The organism is Nesterenkonia sp. Act20, assembly GCF_019173455.1.
In the GTDB taxonomy this organism is placed as follows: domain Bacteria; phylum Actinomycetota; class Actinomycetes; order Actinomycetales; family Micrococcaceae; genus Nesterenkonia.
Genome location: NZ_JADPQH010000001.1, coordinates 529,964 through 544,964, shown reverse-complemented (window position 1 = coordinate 544,964; position 15,001 = coordinate 529,964). Strand labels below are relative to the sequence as shown.

The window sequence follows — 15,001 nt, the reverse complement described above, 5'->3', positions numbered from 1 at the left end:
CGCACCCCTGATCCAAGCTTCCGGATACGGTCAAGCTTCTCAGCATCAGCACGGCGCGGCACTTCTCGGGTCGAATCCCCGCTGCGGAGTTCCTCCGCCTCGACCGCCTGCCCCCAGCACGACTAGAGAAGGAAGTCCCATGCGCAAACTTCAGAAGCCCTCACCGATGCCCTTTCACCGGTACCTGCCCTTCGAGGACCAGATCACGGTCTCGCTGCCGGACCGAACCTGGCCGGACAAGACGATCAAGGCGGCCCCGCGCTGGTGCGCAGTGGATCTGCGCGACGGCAACCAGGCCCTCATCGATCCGATGACCCCGGACCGGAAGCACCGCATGTTTGAGCTCCTGGTCAATATGGGCTTCAAAGAGATCGAGGTGGGATTTCCCTCGGCCTCACAGACCGACTTCGACTTCGTGCGTCAGCTCATCGAGCAGGACAAGATCCCTTCCGACGTGTATATCCAGGTCCTCACCCAGGCGCGTGAGGCCCTGATCGAGCGCACCTTCGAAGCCATCGCCGGTGCCCCGCGAGCCATCGTGCACCTGTACAACTCCACCTCGGTGCTCCAGCGCGAGGTGGTCTTCAAGCAGGACCGCGACGGCATCGTCGACATCGCCACCCAGGGTGCGCGACTGTGTAAGAAATATGAGGAGCAGCTGCATGCGAGCTCCGAGACGCCGACAGAGATCGTCTACCAGTACTCCCCGGAATCCTTCACCGGCACCGAGCTCGACTTCGCCGCGCACATCTCCGATGAGGTGGTCGAGGTCTTCGGCGCCACCCCCGAGAAGCCGGTCATCGTCAATCTCCCGGCCACGGTGGAGATGGCGACCCCGAACGTCTATGCGGACTCCATCGAGTGGATGCACCGGAATCTGCGCAACCGCGATTCCATCGTGATGTCGCTGCACCCGCACAACGATCGCGGCACCGGCGTCGCTGCCGCGGAGCTCGGCTACATGGCCGGCGCCGACCGGATCGAGGGCTGCCTCTTCGGCAACGGGGAACGCACCGGCAATGTCGACCTCGTGACCCTGGGGATGAACCTGTTCAGCCAGGGAGTGGATCCCGAGATCGACTTCCGCGATATGAGCACCATCCGCAGCACCGTGGAGCACTGCAACCAGATGGGCGTCCCGGAACGCTCGCCCTACGGAGGCGACCTGGTCTTCACCGCGTTCTCCGGCTCGCACCAGGATGCGATCAAGAAGGGCTTCGAGCATATGGATGCCCGCGCGGCGGCGGCCGGCACCTCCCGAGACGAGATCACCTGGGCGGTGCCCTACCTGCCCATCGACCCGAAGGACATCGGGCGAAGCTACGAAGCCGTGATCCGCGTCAACTCCCAGTCGGGGAAGGGCGGGGTCTCCTACCTGCTCAAGTCCGAGCAGGGGATCGACCTTCCGCGGCGCGCCCAGGTGGAGTTCTCCGGAGTCATCCAGCGTCGAGCCGACGACGGCGGCGGCGAGGTCTCCGGCGAGGAGATCTGGCAGATCTTCCAGGACGAGTACCTGCCCGTGGACAGCGAGCATCACCAGTGGGGCCACTACCGGCTCGACGAGGTCAACACCTCCTCGAACGCCGAGGGTGAGTTCCACATGGAAGTCGAGCTGCAGGCCGGTGGGCACACCGCGACGCAGTCGGCGCATGCGAACGGTCCCATCGCGGCGCTGCTGAAGATCCTCTCGGCCGACGGCGTCGACGTGCGACTGCTCGACTACACCGAGCACGCGATGAGTCAGGGCGGTGATGCCCGGGCGGCGTCCTTCGTCGAGCTGGCCATCGGTGACCGCGTGCTGTGGGGCGTGGGACTGGACCACAACACCACGCTGGCCTCGCTGCAAGCAGTGATCTCGGCGGTGAACCGGGCCCTGCGCGACGTCGCCCCCGCCCAGCAGCTCTGAGGGGCGGCAGTTCCGCGCACTGCGGATCCGCCACAGAGGGGGATCCGCGGGGAACGTGCTGTAGTACTCTGCCACCATGGCCGGCTCCACCTTCGCGTCCCGCTCGTACCGGGATTCAGCGATCATCCTGCGCACCCAGAATCTGGGTGAGGCCGATCGCATCCTCACCGCGCTCACCTCAGGCCATGGCCTGGTGCGCGCCGTGGCCAAAGGGGTGCGCCGAACCTCATCGAAGTTCGGTGCCACGGTGGAGCCGTTCATGGTGGCAGACGTGCAGTTCGTCCACGGCAGGTCACTGGACATCGTCACGCAGGCCACCTCCAAGAACACCTACGGGCCGCCCATCGTCGCTGACTACGACAAGTACATGGCGGCGAGCACCATGGCCGAGGCCGCGGAACGGCTCATGGACGCGGAGTCCGACCCTGTCTTCGGCGGCCAGCAGTTCACGCTGCTCCATGGCGCCTACTCTGCACTGTCGCGGGGAGTCCACCCGGCCGACGTCGTGCTGAACTCCTACCTGCTGCGCGCGCTGTCCTCAGCAGGGTGGGCGGTCACCTGGACCTCCTGTGTCTCCTGTGGCAGACCAGGAGCGCATACCGGATTCCATCCCGCCGCCAGCGGCCCGGTCTGTGCGGACTGCCGTCCGCCCGGCACCCGCACCCTGGAGCCGGCCACGGTGCAGCTGCTGCACGCGTTGCAGCACGGAGATTGGGAGCAGACCAGAGCGGCGCGCAGCGACATCCGGCATGAGGCCACCTCCGTGGTGACCAGCTACACCCAACATCACCTGGAGCGCCGACTCAGCTCGCTGGGGCTCTGACCCAGCCGGTTCTGAGCCCGCATTCAGCTGATCAGCGGCCATGGAAGAATGAGGGCCATGTCCAAGCGCAGCTATCAGGACCCGGCCCCCCATCCCGACGGCGTCTCGGCCCCCCACGTGCCGCCGGAGCTGGTCCCGGCACATATCGGCATCGTCATGGACGGCAACGGCCGCTGGGCCAACCAGCGTGGGCTTCCCCGCACCGAAGGTCACCGGGCCGGCGAGGCCGCGCTGATGGACGTGATCGCCGGAGCGATCGAGATCGGCGTCAAGCACATCAGCGTCTACGCGTTCTCCACCGAGAACTGGAAGCGATCACCGGATGAGGTCCGCTTCCTGATGGGCTACTCCCGGCAGGTGCTCCGGCGGCAGCGCGACGTGTTGAACTCCTGGGGCGTGCGGATCCGCTGGAACGGGCAGCCGGGACGGCTCTGGCGCTCGGTGATCCGCGAGTTGGAGACCTCCGAGCAGCTGACCGCGCAGAACACCCGCTTCACGCTGACCATGTGTGTGAACTATGGCGGGCGTGCCGAGATCACTGACGCGGTCAAGCTCATCGCTCGCGAGGTGGCGGCGGGACGGATGGACCCCGGAAAGATCACCGAGAAGACCGTCGCGGCCCACCTGGATGAGCCGGACCTGCCCGATGTGGACCTCTTCCTGCGCAGCTCCGGCGAGCAGCGGATCTCAAACTTCCTGCTCTGGCAGTCCGCCTACGCGGAGATGGTCTTCATGGACGTGCTCTGGCCGGACGTGGACCGCACCACGCTGTGGGAGGCTGTGGAGATCTACGCCAGGCGAGACCGCCGCTACGGCGCCGCGGTGGACAGGTTCACGGCCGACCGCTCTGGGGCGTAGGCCAGGAGCCAGCGCTGCACCTCATCGAAGGCGCGGTTGCGGACGGCCTCCTCGGAGGCGAAGACATCATGCAGCGCGCGGTGGACGCGCACCACGGTCACCTGATCGCCGAGCTTGACGGCCCGGCGGGCCAGCAGCTCCACATCGAGCACCGAGTCGGATTCCTTGAGCTCCTCGGTCCAGTGCCGGCGGTAGGCGGTGGTCCCGGAGAGCAGCACCAGGATCGGCAGCGTGAGCCCCAGGCCTTCGTAGACCTTGCGATGTCCAGCCAGGACGGCGCGCATCCAGCCCGCCCGGATGGGGAAGGAGTTTCGCGGTCGCCACTGCGGATGCAAGGTCCATTCCCCCTGGGCCTGGTTGGACAGCGACTGCCAGTAGTTGTCGATGGCGGGAAGCTTCAGCGCCCTGGTGGGGGAGAACTGGCCCAGCGGAGCGAGGATTCCCTCAGTGGCGGTCCTCGCGGCGACGTCCCCGGAGAGCTCGAGCCAGGGGCTGTTCAGGATCAGCGCGCTGGCTCTGGCGGGGTTTCGCTGCGCCCACAGGGCCGCCACCAGACCACCGGTGGAGTGAGCATGGATGATCGGCGCTGGCGACTCTGGGTGCATGGCCCGGATCTCGTCCAGAGCGGCGCCCAGGTCGGCGTCGTAGGTCTCCAGGGAGGCCACATATCCCGGGGTCTGCCAGCTGCGCAGGCTGCGTCCGTACTTCCGCAGGTCCAGTGCGTAGAAGGGACGCCCCGCGCGCTGCCAGCTGCGCGCCAGAGGAAGGTTGTAGAAATAATCTGACCAGCCGTGGATGTGCAGCACCGGGGCAAGCTCGACGCTCTCCGCAGCGCTCTCCCCGGTGGTGGACCGATGTTCCGCGTGGACCCGCTGCTGGGCCGGGTCGGGGGAGTAGCTGATGAGCGTGGCGCTGACGCTTCCCTCCTCATCCTCACCCAGCGGCAGGGTCAGACGCAGGCAGTCCTGAAGATGGTCGGCTGACCAGACGCCGGGCGGCGTGTCCTCGAGCAGTTCGTCCATGGGATCCATCCTAATGAGGCGTCGAACTGCGGTGCGCATTCTAGGATGGAGGCCATGTACCGCTTCCTCTTCACCACTGTTCTCTCCCGACTGGATCCCGAGACCGCCCACCATCTCGTCATCTCCGGGCTGAGGCTGGGTGAGAGGATCGGGGTCAGCGCGGTCCTCGCACGGTGGTGCAGACCCGCCGAATCGCTGGAGATCAAGGCGCTGGGCCTGGTGTGGCCCTCACCCTTCGGACTGGCGGCCGGATTCGACAAGGACGCGACGACCGTCCTGCCGCTGGCGAACCTGGGCTTCGGTCACATCGAGATCGGGACCGTGACTGCCGCCGCCCAGCCCGGGAATCCGAAGCCGCGACTCTTCAGGCTGGTCAAGGACCACGCGCTGATCAATCGGATGGGGTTCAACAACGACGGCGCTGAAGCACTGCGCCCGCGGCTTCAGGACATCCGGGACCGGATCACGAGGCTGAAGGCCGCTGGACGCCACGCGCCCGTGGTGGGGGTCAATATCGGCAAGACCAAGCTCACGCCCCTGGAAGAGGCCACTGCGGACTACCTGAGCTCCACACGGGTGCTGGCCCCGGTGGCCGACTACCTCGTGGTCAATGTGTCCTCGCCGAACACCCCGGGCCTGCGCCAGCTCCAGGACATCGAAGCGCTGCGCCCCCTGCTCCTCGCCGTCGGACAGGAAGCTGATCAGGCCGCAGGCGGCCATGTCCCGCTGCTGGTCAAGATCGCTCCGGATCTCAATGACGACGACGTCGACGCGGTGGCCGCGCTGGTGACCGACCTCGGGCTGGACGGTGTGATCGCCACGAACACCACGATCTCGCGCGAGGGACTGAGTACGGATCAAGAGACCGTCCAGGCGATGGGCGCCGGGGGGCTCAGCGGCCCGGTGCTCGCGCAACGGTCGCTCGAGGTGCTGCAGCGGCTGCGCGAACGGCTGCCGCGCACCACGGCGATCATCTCCGTCGGGGGAGTGAGAAGCGGTGACGACGTCGCCGAGCGGCTTTCCCACGGCGCCACCCTGGTCCAGGGCTACACAGCCTTCGTCTACGAGGGTCCATTCTGGGTCCGGCGCATCAACCGCCGCCTGGCGTCCCTGCTGCGGAGCGGCTGATGTGGGAGCTGCGGAGCGGCTGATGTGGGAGCTGCGGAGCGGCTGATGTGGGAGCTGCGGAGCGGCTGATGTGGGAGCTGCGGAGCGGCTGATGTGGGAGCTGCGAAGCGGCTGGACCCTAGGAGGGGAACTGCCCGCGGGCGACGAGCGGCTTGGGAAGTCGCAGGCGACGGATCTGCAGCGCACGCATGGCGGCATAGAAGCGGATCCCGCGTTCCCGATTCTCAGGCCCGAACTTTGCGTCGAGCTTCTTGCGCACCGTGCGGCCGACCCACCACGCTTCGACGATGACGGCGAGGACGAAGAGCCACAGGATCTGGCTGACCACGATGCGCATCTGCTCGTTCATGACGAATGAGGCGAAGAGGAAGATAAGAACGATGATGAGCATCCATTCGCCGATGCCCATCCGTGCGTCGACGTAGTCGCGGACAAACCGACGCTGCGGACCACGGTCGCGTGGGGGAAGGTACTTCTCCTCGCCCGTCTCCATCGCCCGTCGCATCTTCACGCGCTGGTCGGCCATCTGCTGGCGCTGCGCGGCGCGGGCGAGCTTGCGATCGTTCTGCACGAGAGGACGGCGTCGTGCGGCCACCTGTTCGCTGCGCTTGGGGGTGGGCACGCCCTTCTTCTCAGGCTGGCGCCTGGTGGTGGAGGCGTCCTCGCGGGCTCGAGCTGCCTCGGCCTCGGCGATCTGATCAGCGGTATTTTTCTTACGTCCTAGCACCGCTCCAGTGTAGCGGGAATAATAGGGCAGATCTGGGCAAGGATCCCCGGCCACGGGAATGAACCCTGCAGGGCTGCACGTTGTTACCGTAGAGATACAGGCCTGCCGCTACAACGAGAGAGGTGTATGCCATGAGCACCACCACCGAAGACACCACCACCACGACGGCGGGGGAGACCGCCGCAACTGAGATCTCCGGATCCACTGTGGAGGGCTTCAAGGCTCACCAGGTGGAGCTGAGCGAGACCGCCGCACAGAAGGTCTCATCGCTGCTGCAGCAGGAGGGCCGCGAGGACCTTCGTCTGCGCGTGGCTGTCCAGCCCGGCGGGTGCTCGGGTCTGATCTACCAGCTCTACTTCGACGAGCGCGTGCTCGACGGTGATGCGCTTCGCGCCTTCAACGGTGTCGAGGTCGTGGTGGACAAGATGAGCGTTCCTTATCTTGAAGGCGCCACCATCGACTTCGAGGATTCGATCTCGAAGCAGGGCTTCACCATCGACAACCCCAACGCCGGCGGTTCCTGCGCCTGCGGTGACTCCTTCCACTGATCCGCAGCTCCTTCCATCCGGCCCGCCGGACAGGGTCCCGCGTCACATAGGCGACATATCCGCCGCTGATTCGGAACTCGTCGTTGCACAGACGAAACTCCGCTTCCCTGGTTTTCTACACCGGGTAGAAGCGGAGTTTTGTCATGTCCGGGACCACTGCGCCGACCGGAAAGGGGCAGATCAGATGCTCCCGTCGCGGGTGTCCGTCCTCCCCGTCCTCTACAGGACGTAGTAGTCTTGAGCGCGAAGCGTCTATGGGGGTCTGGAGTCCGCGTGCAGCGCGGTCGACGTCACGCCGGAGGACACAACATTCGCACACCGAGATAGAGGAAGGGCCGTCTGTGAGTTCGCATAAACGAACCGGCAGCCGAGGCCGTGCAGTCAAGACAGTTGCACTGGCCAGCGCGGCGGCACTGGTGCTCAGCGCCTGCTCCGGAGACAACCCCGCGGCACGCGGGTGGCTTCCGGGCAGCCGAGACACCACCAGCAACACTGCTGAACTGACTGATCTGTGGGTCAACTCCTGGATCGCGGCGCTCATCGTGGGGCTGATCACCTGGGGCCTGATGCTCTGGTGCATGATCGCCTACCGTCGGCGCAAGGGTGAGACCGGATATCCACGTCAGCTGGCGTACAACATCCCGCTGGAGATCATGTACACGATCGTCCCGCTGGTCATGGTGGGTGTCCTGTTCTTCTACACCGACCAGGTGCAGCGTTCGGTCGATGACCCCAACGAGGACCCCGACCTGGTGATCGATGTCCGCGGCAAGCAGTGGGCCTGGGACTTCAACTACAACTACGAGGGCGAGGAGCGCTACTTCGCCGGCGTGCAGGCCCACCTCACCGGTGAGGAGGGTGTCCGCGATGAACTCCCGACGCTCTATCTCCCGGTTGATGAGCCCGTGACCTTCGAGCTGAACGCCCGCGACGTCATCCACTCGTTCTGGATCCCGGCCTTCCTGCAGAAGCGAGACATGATCCCCGGCCGAACGAACACCATCCACCTGACTCCGCAGGAGCTCGGCAGCTTCGACGGCAAGTGCGCGGAGCTCTGCGGCGAGTACCACTCGGAGATGCTCTTCAACGTGGAGGTCGTCTCGGACGAAGAGTTCCGTGACTACCTCGAGACTCTGCCCGAGGGCAAGCTCGGCGACGAGTATGACCGCAACCCAAACCTGGCCGAAAATGTGGCCGTGACTGAAGGGGACGACTGACAGTGGCGACCCTCGAATACAGTGCAGATGATGCACGCGACGTCTCCCGCGTCGTCCCCCGCTCCAAGGGAAAGATCGTCGTCAATTGGTTGACGACGACCGACCACAAGGTCATCGGGTACATGTACCTGATCTCCTCGTTCCTGTTCTTCTGTGTCGGCGGTGTGATGGCGCTGCTGATCCGCGCCGAGCTCTTCGAGCCTGGAATGCAGCTGCTGCAGACCAAGGAGCAGTACAACCAGCTCTTCACCATGCACGGCACGGTGATGCTGCTGCTGTTCGCGACTCCGCTCTTCGCAGGCTTCGCCAACGCGATCATGCCGCTGCAGATCGGCGCCCCGGATGTGGCCTTCCCTCGGTTGAACGCCCTGGCCTTCTGGTTCTTCCTGTTCGGCGCACTGGTCGCCATGGCAGGGTTCCTGACCCCGCAGGGTGCTGCATCCTTCGGCTGGTTCGCCTACGCCCCGCTCTCTGACACCACCTATTCGCCTGGCGTCGGCGGTGACCTCTGGGTCTTCGGCCTCGCGCTGACCGGCTTCGGCACCATCATGGGCGGCGTCAACTTCATCACCACCATCCTGTGTATGCGTGCGCCGGGTATGACCATGTGGCGGATGCCGATCTTCGTCTGGAACACCCTGATCACCTCGATCCTGGTGCTGATGGCTTTCCCGCCGCTGGCAGCTGCGCTCTTCGGTCTCGGACTCGACCGCCGCTTCGGTGGACACATCTTCGATCCGGAGGCCGGCGGTGCCGTCCTCTGGCAGCACCTGTTCTGGTTCTTCGGCCACCCCGAGGTCTACATCATCGCGCTGCCGTTCTTCGGCATCGTCTCCGAGATCCTCCCGGTCTTCAGCCGCAAGCCGATCTTCGGGTACAAGGGTCTGGTCTACGCCACGATCGCCATCGCCGCGCTCTCGGTGACCGTCTGGGCACACCACATGTACGTGACCGGCGCCGTGATGCTGCCGTTCTTCGCACTGATGACCATGCTGATCGCGGTCCCCACCGGTGTGAAGTTCTTCAACTGGATCGGCACGCTGTGGCGAGGGTCGCTGACCTTCGAGACGCCGATGCTCTGGAGCCTCGGCTTCCTGGTGACGTTCCTCTTCGGAGGACTCACCGGCATCATCCTCGCCGTGCCGCCGCTGGACTTCCACCTCTCCGATACCTACTTCGTGGTGGCGCACTTCCACTACGTGGTCTTCGGCACCGTGGTGTTCGCGATGTTCGCCGGATTCTACTTCTGGTGGCCCAAGTGGACCGGGAAGATGCTCAACGAGCGTCTGGGCAAGATCAACTTCTGGATGCTGTTCATCGGCTTCCACGGCACCTTCATGATCCAGCACTGGCTGGGCGTCATGGGCATGCCCCGTCGCTACGCGGACTACATGGTCGAGGATGGGTTCACCGCGATGAACCAGTTCTCCACGATCTTCTCCATGCTGCTGGGCGCCTCACTGATTCCGTTCTTCTGGAACGTCTGGATCACTTCGCGCAAGGGCAAGAAGGTCCTCGTGGATGACCCCTGGGGCTTCGGCGGCTCGCTCGAATGGGCAACCTCCTGCCCGCCGCCGCGGCACAATTTCTATTCGCTCCCACGGATCCGGTCCGAGCGTCCTGCGCTCGACCTCCACCATCCCGAGCTCGCCGATCGTCACACCGCTGAATCACCGGCGGCCAAGATCTTCGGACCAGCAGATCAGTCGGATAAGGCAGGTGTCTGATGAAGACCAATATCAGGCTCTTCGGCGCGCTGGGCGTATTCGCCCTGATCGTTGCCTTCATCTATGGATTCTGGAGTGGTTTCGAGGATCTCGCCGGATTCCCGCTGCTGCTTCTGACCTCCGGCATGGCACTCATGCTCTGGTTCTACCTGCGAATGGTGGCCAAGAACAGCGAAGTGCTCGACAGCGACAACCCCGAGGGTGAGATCGAACAGATGGCAGGCAACTACGGGGAGTTCTCCCCGTGGAGCTGGTGGCCGATCGGTCTCGGCTTCTCCGCCGCGTTTGCGTTCTTCGGTCTCGCGATCGACTGGTGGGTCTTCTTCATCGCGCTGATTCCGGGGCTGTTCTTCATCACCGGATGGGTGCTTGAGTTCAACCGCAAGCGCTACGCCCACTGATCGACCACCTCCGCGCCACTGCGGAGAGCACCGGATAGAGACCTCCGGTCAGAAGAAGCCCGCTGTGAGCATCGACTCACAGCGGGCTTCTTCGTGTCGAGGCTGCCACGTGTGCCAGTAGAATTCGGCTATGACGATCCGCCCCATCACCATCCACGGCGAACCGGTGCTGCACCGGCGCGCGGACGAGGTCGAGACCATCGACGATTCCATCCGAGAGCTCGTGGCCGACATGTTCGACACCCAGGAGGCGGCTCACGGAGTCGGACTGGCTGCACCCCAGATCGGTGTGGGGCTTCGCATCTTCACCTACGCGTATCCCGACTCCGGGGACCAGCCCAGCTCAGGGGTCATCATCAATCCGCGCCTGCGGCTCATCGGGAAGGTCTCCAAAGAGGCACCGGACCGCGAAGAGGAGGCGGAGGGCTGCCTCTCAGCGCCGGGCTACAGCTATCCGCTCAAGCGCAGTGAACACGTGGAGATCACCGGACTGGACCTGGAGGGCGAGGTGCTCTCCTTCGAGGCCACCGGGTGGTTCGCCCGCATCCTCCAGCACGAGTACGACCATCTCGACGGCTACCTCTACGTCAACCGGCTGGATGCCAAGTGGGCGAGGAGATGGAAGAAGGCTATGAAGCGCGAGGGGTGGAACGAACCCGGACTCAGCTGGCTGCCGGGCGTGGATCCCGATCCCTTCGGCCACGACGAGCTCGAGGACTCCCAAGAAGCCTCGGAGTCGGGGCTCAGCGCGCAGACTGGCTGAACTGAACCCAGCGGCGCAGCACATCGGCGGCGGCACCGGAGTCGATGGACTCCTCGGCGAGGACCATGTTCGCCCGAAGCCGCTCGAGCAGATCACCCTCGGCACGCTCGTCAAGGCTGGTCAGTCCGGCCGCGGCATTGAGGACGACGGCGTCGCGCACCGGCCCAGGCTCGCCGGAGAGCAGCCGCCGCACGATCTGCGCGTTCTCAGACCCGCTTCCGCCACGCAGGTCTTCCACGCCCACGCGGCGCAGACCCACGTCCTCCGGGCTGAGCACGGTATGGGACACCTCACCCTCACGCACCTCCCACAGATCGGTGGAGGCCGAGGTGGTGATCTTGTCCCGTCCGTCCTGCCCGCGGAACACCAGGCCTCGGGTCCCGCGCACCGCAAGAACCTCTGCCATTCGCGGAGCCAGCGTGGGGCTCGCGCAGCCGAGTGCCTGCGCCGTGACGCGCGCCGGGTTGGACAGCGGACCCAGGAAATTGAAGACCGTCCTGATGCCCAGTTGGCGCCGCACAGGCCCCACATGACGCATCGAGGGGTGGAAGCTCTGCGCGAAGAGGAAGGTGATGCCCACTTCTTCGGCGGCGAGGGCCACCTTCTCGGGGCTGAGACTCAGATCCACGCCGAGGGCTTCGATCACGTCAGCCGCCCCCGCAGTGGTAGAGGCGCCGCGATTGCCGTGCTTGACCACCCGAGCCCCCGCCCCCACCGCGGTCAGTGAGGACATGGTGGAGATGTTCACCGTGCCCAGCATGTCACCGCCGGTGCCCACGATGTCCAAGGTGGGCCCCTGGATGCTCAGCGGCACGGCTTTGTCCATCATGGTGGTGCTCAGACCGACGAGCTCCTCCGCGACCTCGCCCTTGGCGCGCAGTGCGACGAGGAAGGCGGCGATCTCACCGTCGCTGAGTGCCCCGCTCATGAGCTGGTCCATCGCCCAGGCAGAGGTGTTCGCGCTCAGGTGCTGCCCGGCCAGGAGCGTCTCGAGCAGCTCGGGCCAGCTGCCCGGCAGGTCGTGCGCTGGGGTGCGGAGATCGGCGGATGTCGGAGGTTTCACAGCCCCAGACTATCGGCCCGGCGTCCTTCCGCTCCGTCCTATTTCGACACGCTGTAGAAATATTGACGGATTTTTTGTCCACTCCACCTTGGCGGATCCTGGGAATGGCGCGGAATCCGCCCTCTGACAAGGATCTTGAAGCGCGCCACACAAGCGGCTGCGGTCGCAAACAGCTGAGGTTTCAGGACATAATGAATGCGTGACGTCTGCAACCCAAGCCCCAATCGCTCCGGCGCGAACGCTGCCGAACCGTCCCAACATGGTGTCCGTGGGCACCATGGTCTGGCTCACCAGTGAGCTGATGTTCTTCGCCGGTCTGTTCGCCATGTACTTCACGCTGCGCTCCACGCAGCCCGAGATGTTCGCCGAAGGTGGTGGAACGCTGGCGATCCCGCTGGCCACCACCATCACCGTGATCCTGGTCGCGAGCTCGGTGACTGCTCAGTTCGGGGTCTTCGCGGCCGAGCGGCACCAGCCTCGCCGCACCGGAGGAGCCTTCCAGATCAAGCACTGGGGCATGGTGGAGTGGTACATCCTCTCCTTCCTCATGGGTGCCGTCTTCATCGCAGGTCAGACATTCGAGTTTGCCGAGCTGGTGTCCCACGGGATCACCGTCTCCTCGAACTCCTTCGGATCCGCCTTCTACATCACCACCGGCTTCCACGGCCTGCACGTCGTCGGCGGGCTCATCGCCTTCCTCTACGTGATCGCACGTGCGTACTTCAGCGTGAAGTTCACCCACCGGGAAGCCCACGCCGCAGTCGTCATCTCGTACTACTGGCACTTCGTGGACGTCGTGTGGATCGCGCTCTTCGGCATCGTCTACCTCTTGCCGATGTTCGCCTGAGCATCACCTTCGTCACGCACACAAGCTGATATCGCACCGAGAAGTTAGGAACCGGCACGTGAAGGCACTTTCACAGCAGCGTCGCCACCCCCTTGCGGCAGTGGCACTGCTCCTCCTGGGCCTCTTGCTCACTGGAGGGCTCTACGCCGCCGCGACCTCCGTCAACGAGGCACAGGCATCGAACGTCCCCGATGCCTACTCCGCCTCGGACGTGGAGGAGGGCGAACGCCTCTTCGTGGCCAACTGCGCCACCTGCCACGGCATCAACGCCGTCGGCAGTGACGCCGGCCCGTCGCTTGTCGGCGCCGGAGCGGCCGCTGTCGACTTCCAGGTCGGCACCGGGCGCATGCCCATGCAGATGTCGGGCCCGCAGGCGCAGGAGAAGCCGGCACAGTTCAATGATGAACAGACGATGCAGCTCGCGGCCTATGTCGCATCGCTCGGTGCCGGTCCGTCCGTCCCCGAGGACGAGTACCTTGACGCCTCCGAGGGAGATATCTCCCGGGGCGGCGAGCTCTTCCGCATCAACTGCGCCATGTGCCACAACGCGGCCGCTGCCGGCGGTGCGCTCACCGAGGGCAAGTTCGCACCCGCCCTTGCAGGAGTGGAGTCCAAGCACATCTACGAGGCCATGGTGACCGGCCCGCAGAACATGCCGGAGTTCAACGACTCGAACATCCCGGCTGATGACAAGCGCGACATCATCGCGTTCCTGAAGAACAACGAATCTCAAGGCGTGCCCGGAGGCTTCGCGCTCGGCTCGCTGGGCCCGGTGTCTGAGGGCCTGCTCATCTGGACCCTCGGTTTGGTCCTGCTGATCGGCTCCATGGTCTGGCTGACCTCACGGTCCTCCTGATCACCGCAGCACCTGGCACGCACGCACAACGTAAATACTCAAGCAAAGGACGAGAACCATATGGGCGAGCACGGTAACGGCGATCCGCAGTCGGACGCCGTCATCAGAGCCGGTGACGGGAAGTCGAGTGGCCACGCCATCGACAACCCGGGCCTGCCGCCGCACCGTCCGCGGTTGGCAGATGTGGATGAGAAGGCGGCGAAGCGCGCCGAGCGTCAGGTTTCTGCGCTCTTTCTGATCTCCATCATCGGCACAGTGATGTTCTTCGTCGGCTACTTCGTCGTCGGCGTCACGGCGGGCGACCTCGAGATGCTGCGTCTGCAAAACACCCTGCTCGGGCTCGGTGTGGCCTTCGCCATGCTCGGCATCGGGCTCGGCGTGGTCCAGTGGGCCCGCGCCCTGATGCCCGACCACGAGGTCATCGAGGACCGCAAGCCGCTGCGCAAGGAAGAAGATCGCGCCGAGGCTGCTGCGACCGTCAACGAGATCGTCGACGAGACCCAGATCAAGCGCCGCCCGCTGCTGCGGAACACGCTCATCGGCGCCGCCCTGCTGGCACCGCTGCCCGCCGTCGTCGTGCTGCGCGATCTCGATCGCTCCGAGGACTTTGGCGTGGAGCGCATGCGCCACACCATCTGGGAGGAAGGGGTGCGCCTGGTGCGTGACCCCACCGGCACTCCCATCCGTGCCGCGGACCTCACCGTCGGGTCTGTGGTGCACGTCGTGCCCGAGACCCTTCGAGAGATCTCGGGGCACGGTGAGCGCCTCGCGGCCAAGGCCAAGTCCGTGGTCCTGCTGATCCGGATGCAGCCCGATGAGCTCGCGCCAGCCACCGGCGAACGAGAGAACTGGACCCACGAGGGCATCATCGCCTGCTCCAAGGTCTGCACGCATGTGGGCTGCCCGGTGGCGCTCTATGAGCGTCATACGCACCACCTGCTCTGCCCCTGCCACCAGTCCACCTTCGACGCTGCCCAGCAGTTCAAGGTGATCTTCGGCCCCGCAGGGCGCCCGCTGCCCCAGCTGCCCATCACCGTGGACGATGAGGGCTTCCTCGTTGCTCGCAGCGACTTCACCGAACCCGTCGGCCCCACCTACTGGGAGCGTGGCTAAAG

15 protein-coding genes are annotated in these 15,001 nt (G+C 65.2%); 12 read left to right on the top strand and 3 right to left on the bottom strand.

What is annotated here, in order from left to right:
* The first annotated feature begins 139 nt into the window (after nucleotides 1–139).
* The 3 genes from leuA to IY716_RS02480 all read left to right on the top strand — a co-directional run bounded on the left by leuA (nucleotide 140) and on the right by IY716_RS02480 (nucleotide 3,587).
* Nucleotides 140–1,906 carry a 2-isopropylmalate synthase gene (leuA, locus tag IY716_RS02490; RefSeq protein ID WP_218220053.1) on the top strand — a complete coding sequence of 589 codons (1,767 nt, stop codon included), beginning with the start codon at nucleotides 140–142 and terminating at the stop codon, nucleotides 1,904–1,906.
* A 76-nt stretch (nucleotides 1,907–1,982) separates the two neighbouring features.
* Nucleotides 1,983–2,729, top strand: a complete 747-nt coding sequence (recO, locus tag IY716_RS02485) for a DNA repair protein RecO (RefSeq protein ID WP_218220052.1) — start codon at nucleotides 1,983–1,985, stop codon at nucleotides 2,727–2,729.
* Between the two features lie 57 nt (nucleotides 2,730–2,786).
* The gene (locus tag IY716_RS02480; RefSeq protein WP_255316403.1) at nucleotides 2,787–3,587 is read left to right on the top strand and encodes an isoprenyl transferase; all 801 of its coding nucleotides are present in this window, start codon (nucleotides 2,787–2,789) and stop codon (nucleotides 3,585–3,587) included.
* Here IY716_RS02480 and IY716_RS02475 read toward each other — a convergent pair.
* Nucleotides 3,539–4,609, bottom strand: coding sequence for an alpha/beta hydrolase (locus IY716_RS02475; RefSeq protein ID WP_218220050.1), 1,071 nt, complete (start codon nucleotides 4,607–4,609; stop codon nucleotides 3,539–3,541). The genes IY716_RS02480 and IY716_RS02475 overlap by 49 nt on opposite strands.
* A 54-nt stretch (nucleotides 4,610–4,663) precedes the next feature.
* Here IY716_RS02475 and IY716_RS02470 point away from each other — a divergent pair, with 54 nt between their 5' ends.
* On the top strand, nucleotides 4,664–5,737 hold the full coding sequence (locus IY716_RS02470) for a quinone-dependent dihydroorotate dehydrogenase (protein ID WP_218220049.1): 1,074 nt from the start codon (nucleotides 4,664–4,666) through the stop codon (nucleotides 5,735–5,737).
* Nucleotides 5,738–5,855: 118 nt separating this feature from the next.
* Here the strand turns inward: IY716_RS02470 and IY716_RS02465 are convergent, their stop codons facing one another.
* Nucleotides 5,856–6,464 (bottom strand): DUF3043 domain-containing protein, encoded by a 609-nt coding sequence (locus IY716_RS02465; RefSeq protein ID WP_218220048.1) that lies wholly within the window; start codon nucleotides 6,462–6,464, stop codon nucleotides 5,856–5,858.
* Nucleotides 6,465–6,595: 131 nt separating this feature from the next.
* Between IY716_RS02465 and IY716_RS02460 the strand changes: the two genes are divergently transcribed.
* The 5 genes from IY716_RS02460 to def all read left to right on the top strand — a co-directional run bounded on the left by IY716_RS02460 (nucleotide 6,596) and on the right by def (nucleotide 11,120).
* Complete coding sequence (locus IY716_RS02460) at nucleotides 6,596–7,012, top strand: iron-sulfur cluster assembly accessory protein (RefSeq protein ID WP_218220047.1); 417 nt, start codon at nucleotides 6,596–6,598, stop codon at nucleotides 7,010–7,012.
* Between the two features lie 341 nt (nucleotides 7,013–7,353).
* On the top strand, nucleotides 7,354–8,229 hold the full coding sequence (gene coxB, locus IY716_RS02455) for a cytochrome c oxidase subunit II (RefSeq protein ID WP_218220046.1): 876 nt from the start codon (nucleotides 7,354–7,356) through the stop codon (nucleotides 8,227–8,229).
* Nucleotides 8,230–8,231: 2 nt separating this feature from the next.
* Nucleotides 8,232–9,956: a cytochrome c oxidase subunit I gene (ctaD, locus tag IY716_RS02450; RefSeq protein ID WP_218220045.1), complete on the top strand. Its 1,725-nt coding sequence runs from the start codon at nucleotides 8,232–8,234 to the stop codon at nucleotides 9,954–9,956.
* Nucleotides 9,956–10,357: a cytochrome c oxidase subunit 4 gene (locus IY716_RS02445; protein WP_192590621.1), complete on the top strand. Its 402-nt coding sequence runs from the start codon at nucleotides 9,956–9,958 to the stop codon at nucleotides 10,355–10,357. The genes ctaD and IY716_RS02445 overlap by 1 nt, the downstream gene beginning before the upstream one ends.
* A 130-nt stretch (nucleotides 10,358–10,487) precedes the next feature.
* Nucleotides 10,488–11,120, top strand: coding sequence for a peptide deformylase (def, locus tag IY716_RS02440; protein WP_218220044.1), 633 nt, complete (start codon nucleotides 10,488–10,490; stop codon nucleotides 11,118–11,120).
* Here the strand turns inward: def and trpD are convergent.
* Complete coding sequence (gene trpD / locus IY716_RS02435; RefSeq protein ID WP_369699561.1) at nucleotides 11,101–12,183, bottom strand: anthranilate phosphoribosyltransferase; 1,083 nt, start codon at nucleotides 12,181–12,183, stop codon at nucleotides 11,101–11,103. The two genes, def and trpD, sit on opposite strands and share 20 nt — an antisense overlap.
* Nucleotides 12,184–12,382: 199 nt before the next feature.
* On the opposite strand from trpD, the gene IY716_RS02430 reads away from it, so the two are divergent.
* Genes IY716_RS02430 through IY716_RS02420 form a run of 3 tightly spaced genes read left to right on the top strand, consistent with a single transcriptional unit; the run spans nucleotide 12,383 to nucleotide 14,999 of the window.
* On the top strand, nucleotides 12,383–13,030 hold the full coding sequence (locus IY716_RS02430) for a heme-copper oxidase subunit III (RefSeq protein WP_369699560.1): 648 nt from the start codon (nucleotides 12,383–12,385) through the stop codon (nucleotides 13,028–13,030).
* A gap of 58 nt (nucleotides 13,031–13,088) precedes the next feature.
* Nucleotides 13,089–13,886, top strand: a complete 798-nt coding sequence (locus IY716_RS02425) for a cytochrome c (RefSeq protein WP_218220043.1) — start codon at nucleotides 13,089–13,091, stop codon at nucleotides 13,884–13,886.
* Nucleotides 13,887–13,946: 60 nt separating this feature from the next.
* Nucleotides 13,947–14,999 carry a ubiquinol-cytochrome c reductase iron-sulfur subunit gene (locus IY716_RS02420; protein WP_218220042.1) on the top strand — a complete coding sequence of 351 codons (1,053 nt, stop codon included), beginning with the start codon at nucleotides 13,947–13,949 and terminating at the stop codon, nucleotides 14,997–14,999.
* Nucleotides 15,000–15,001 lie beyond the last annotated feature (2 nt).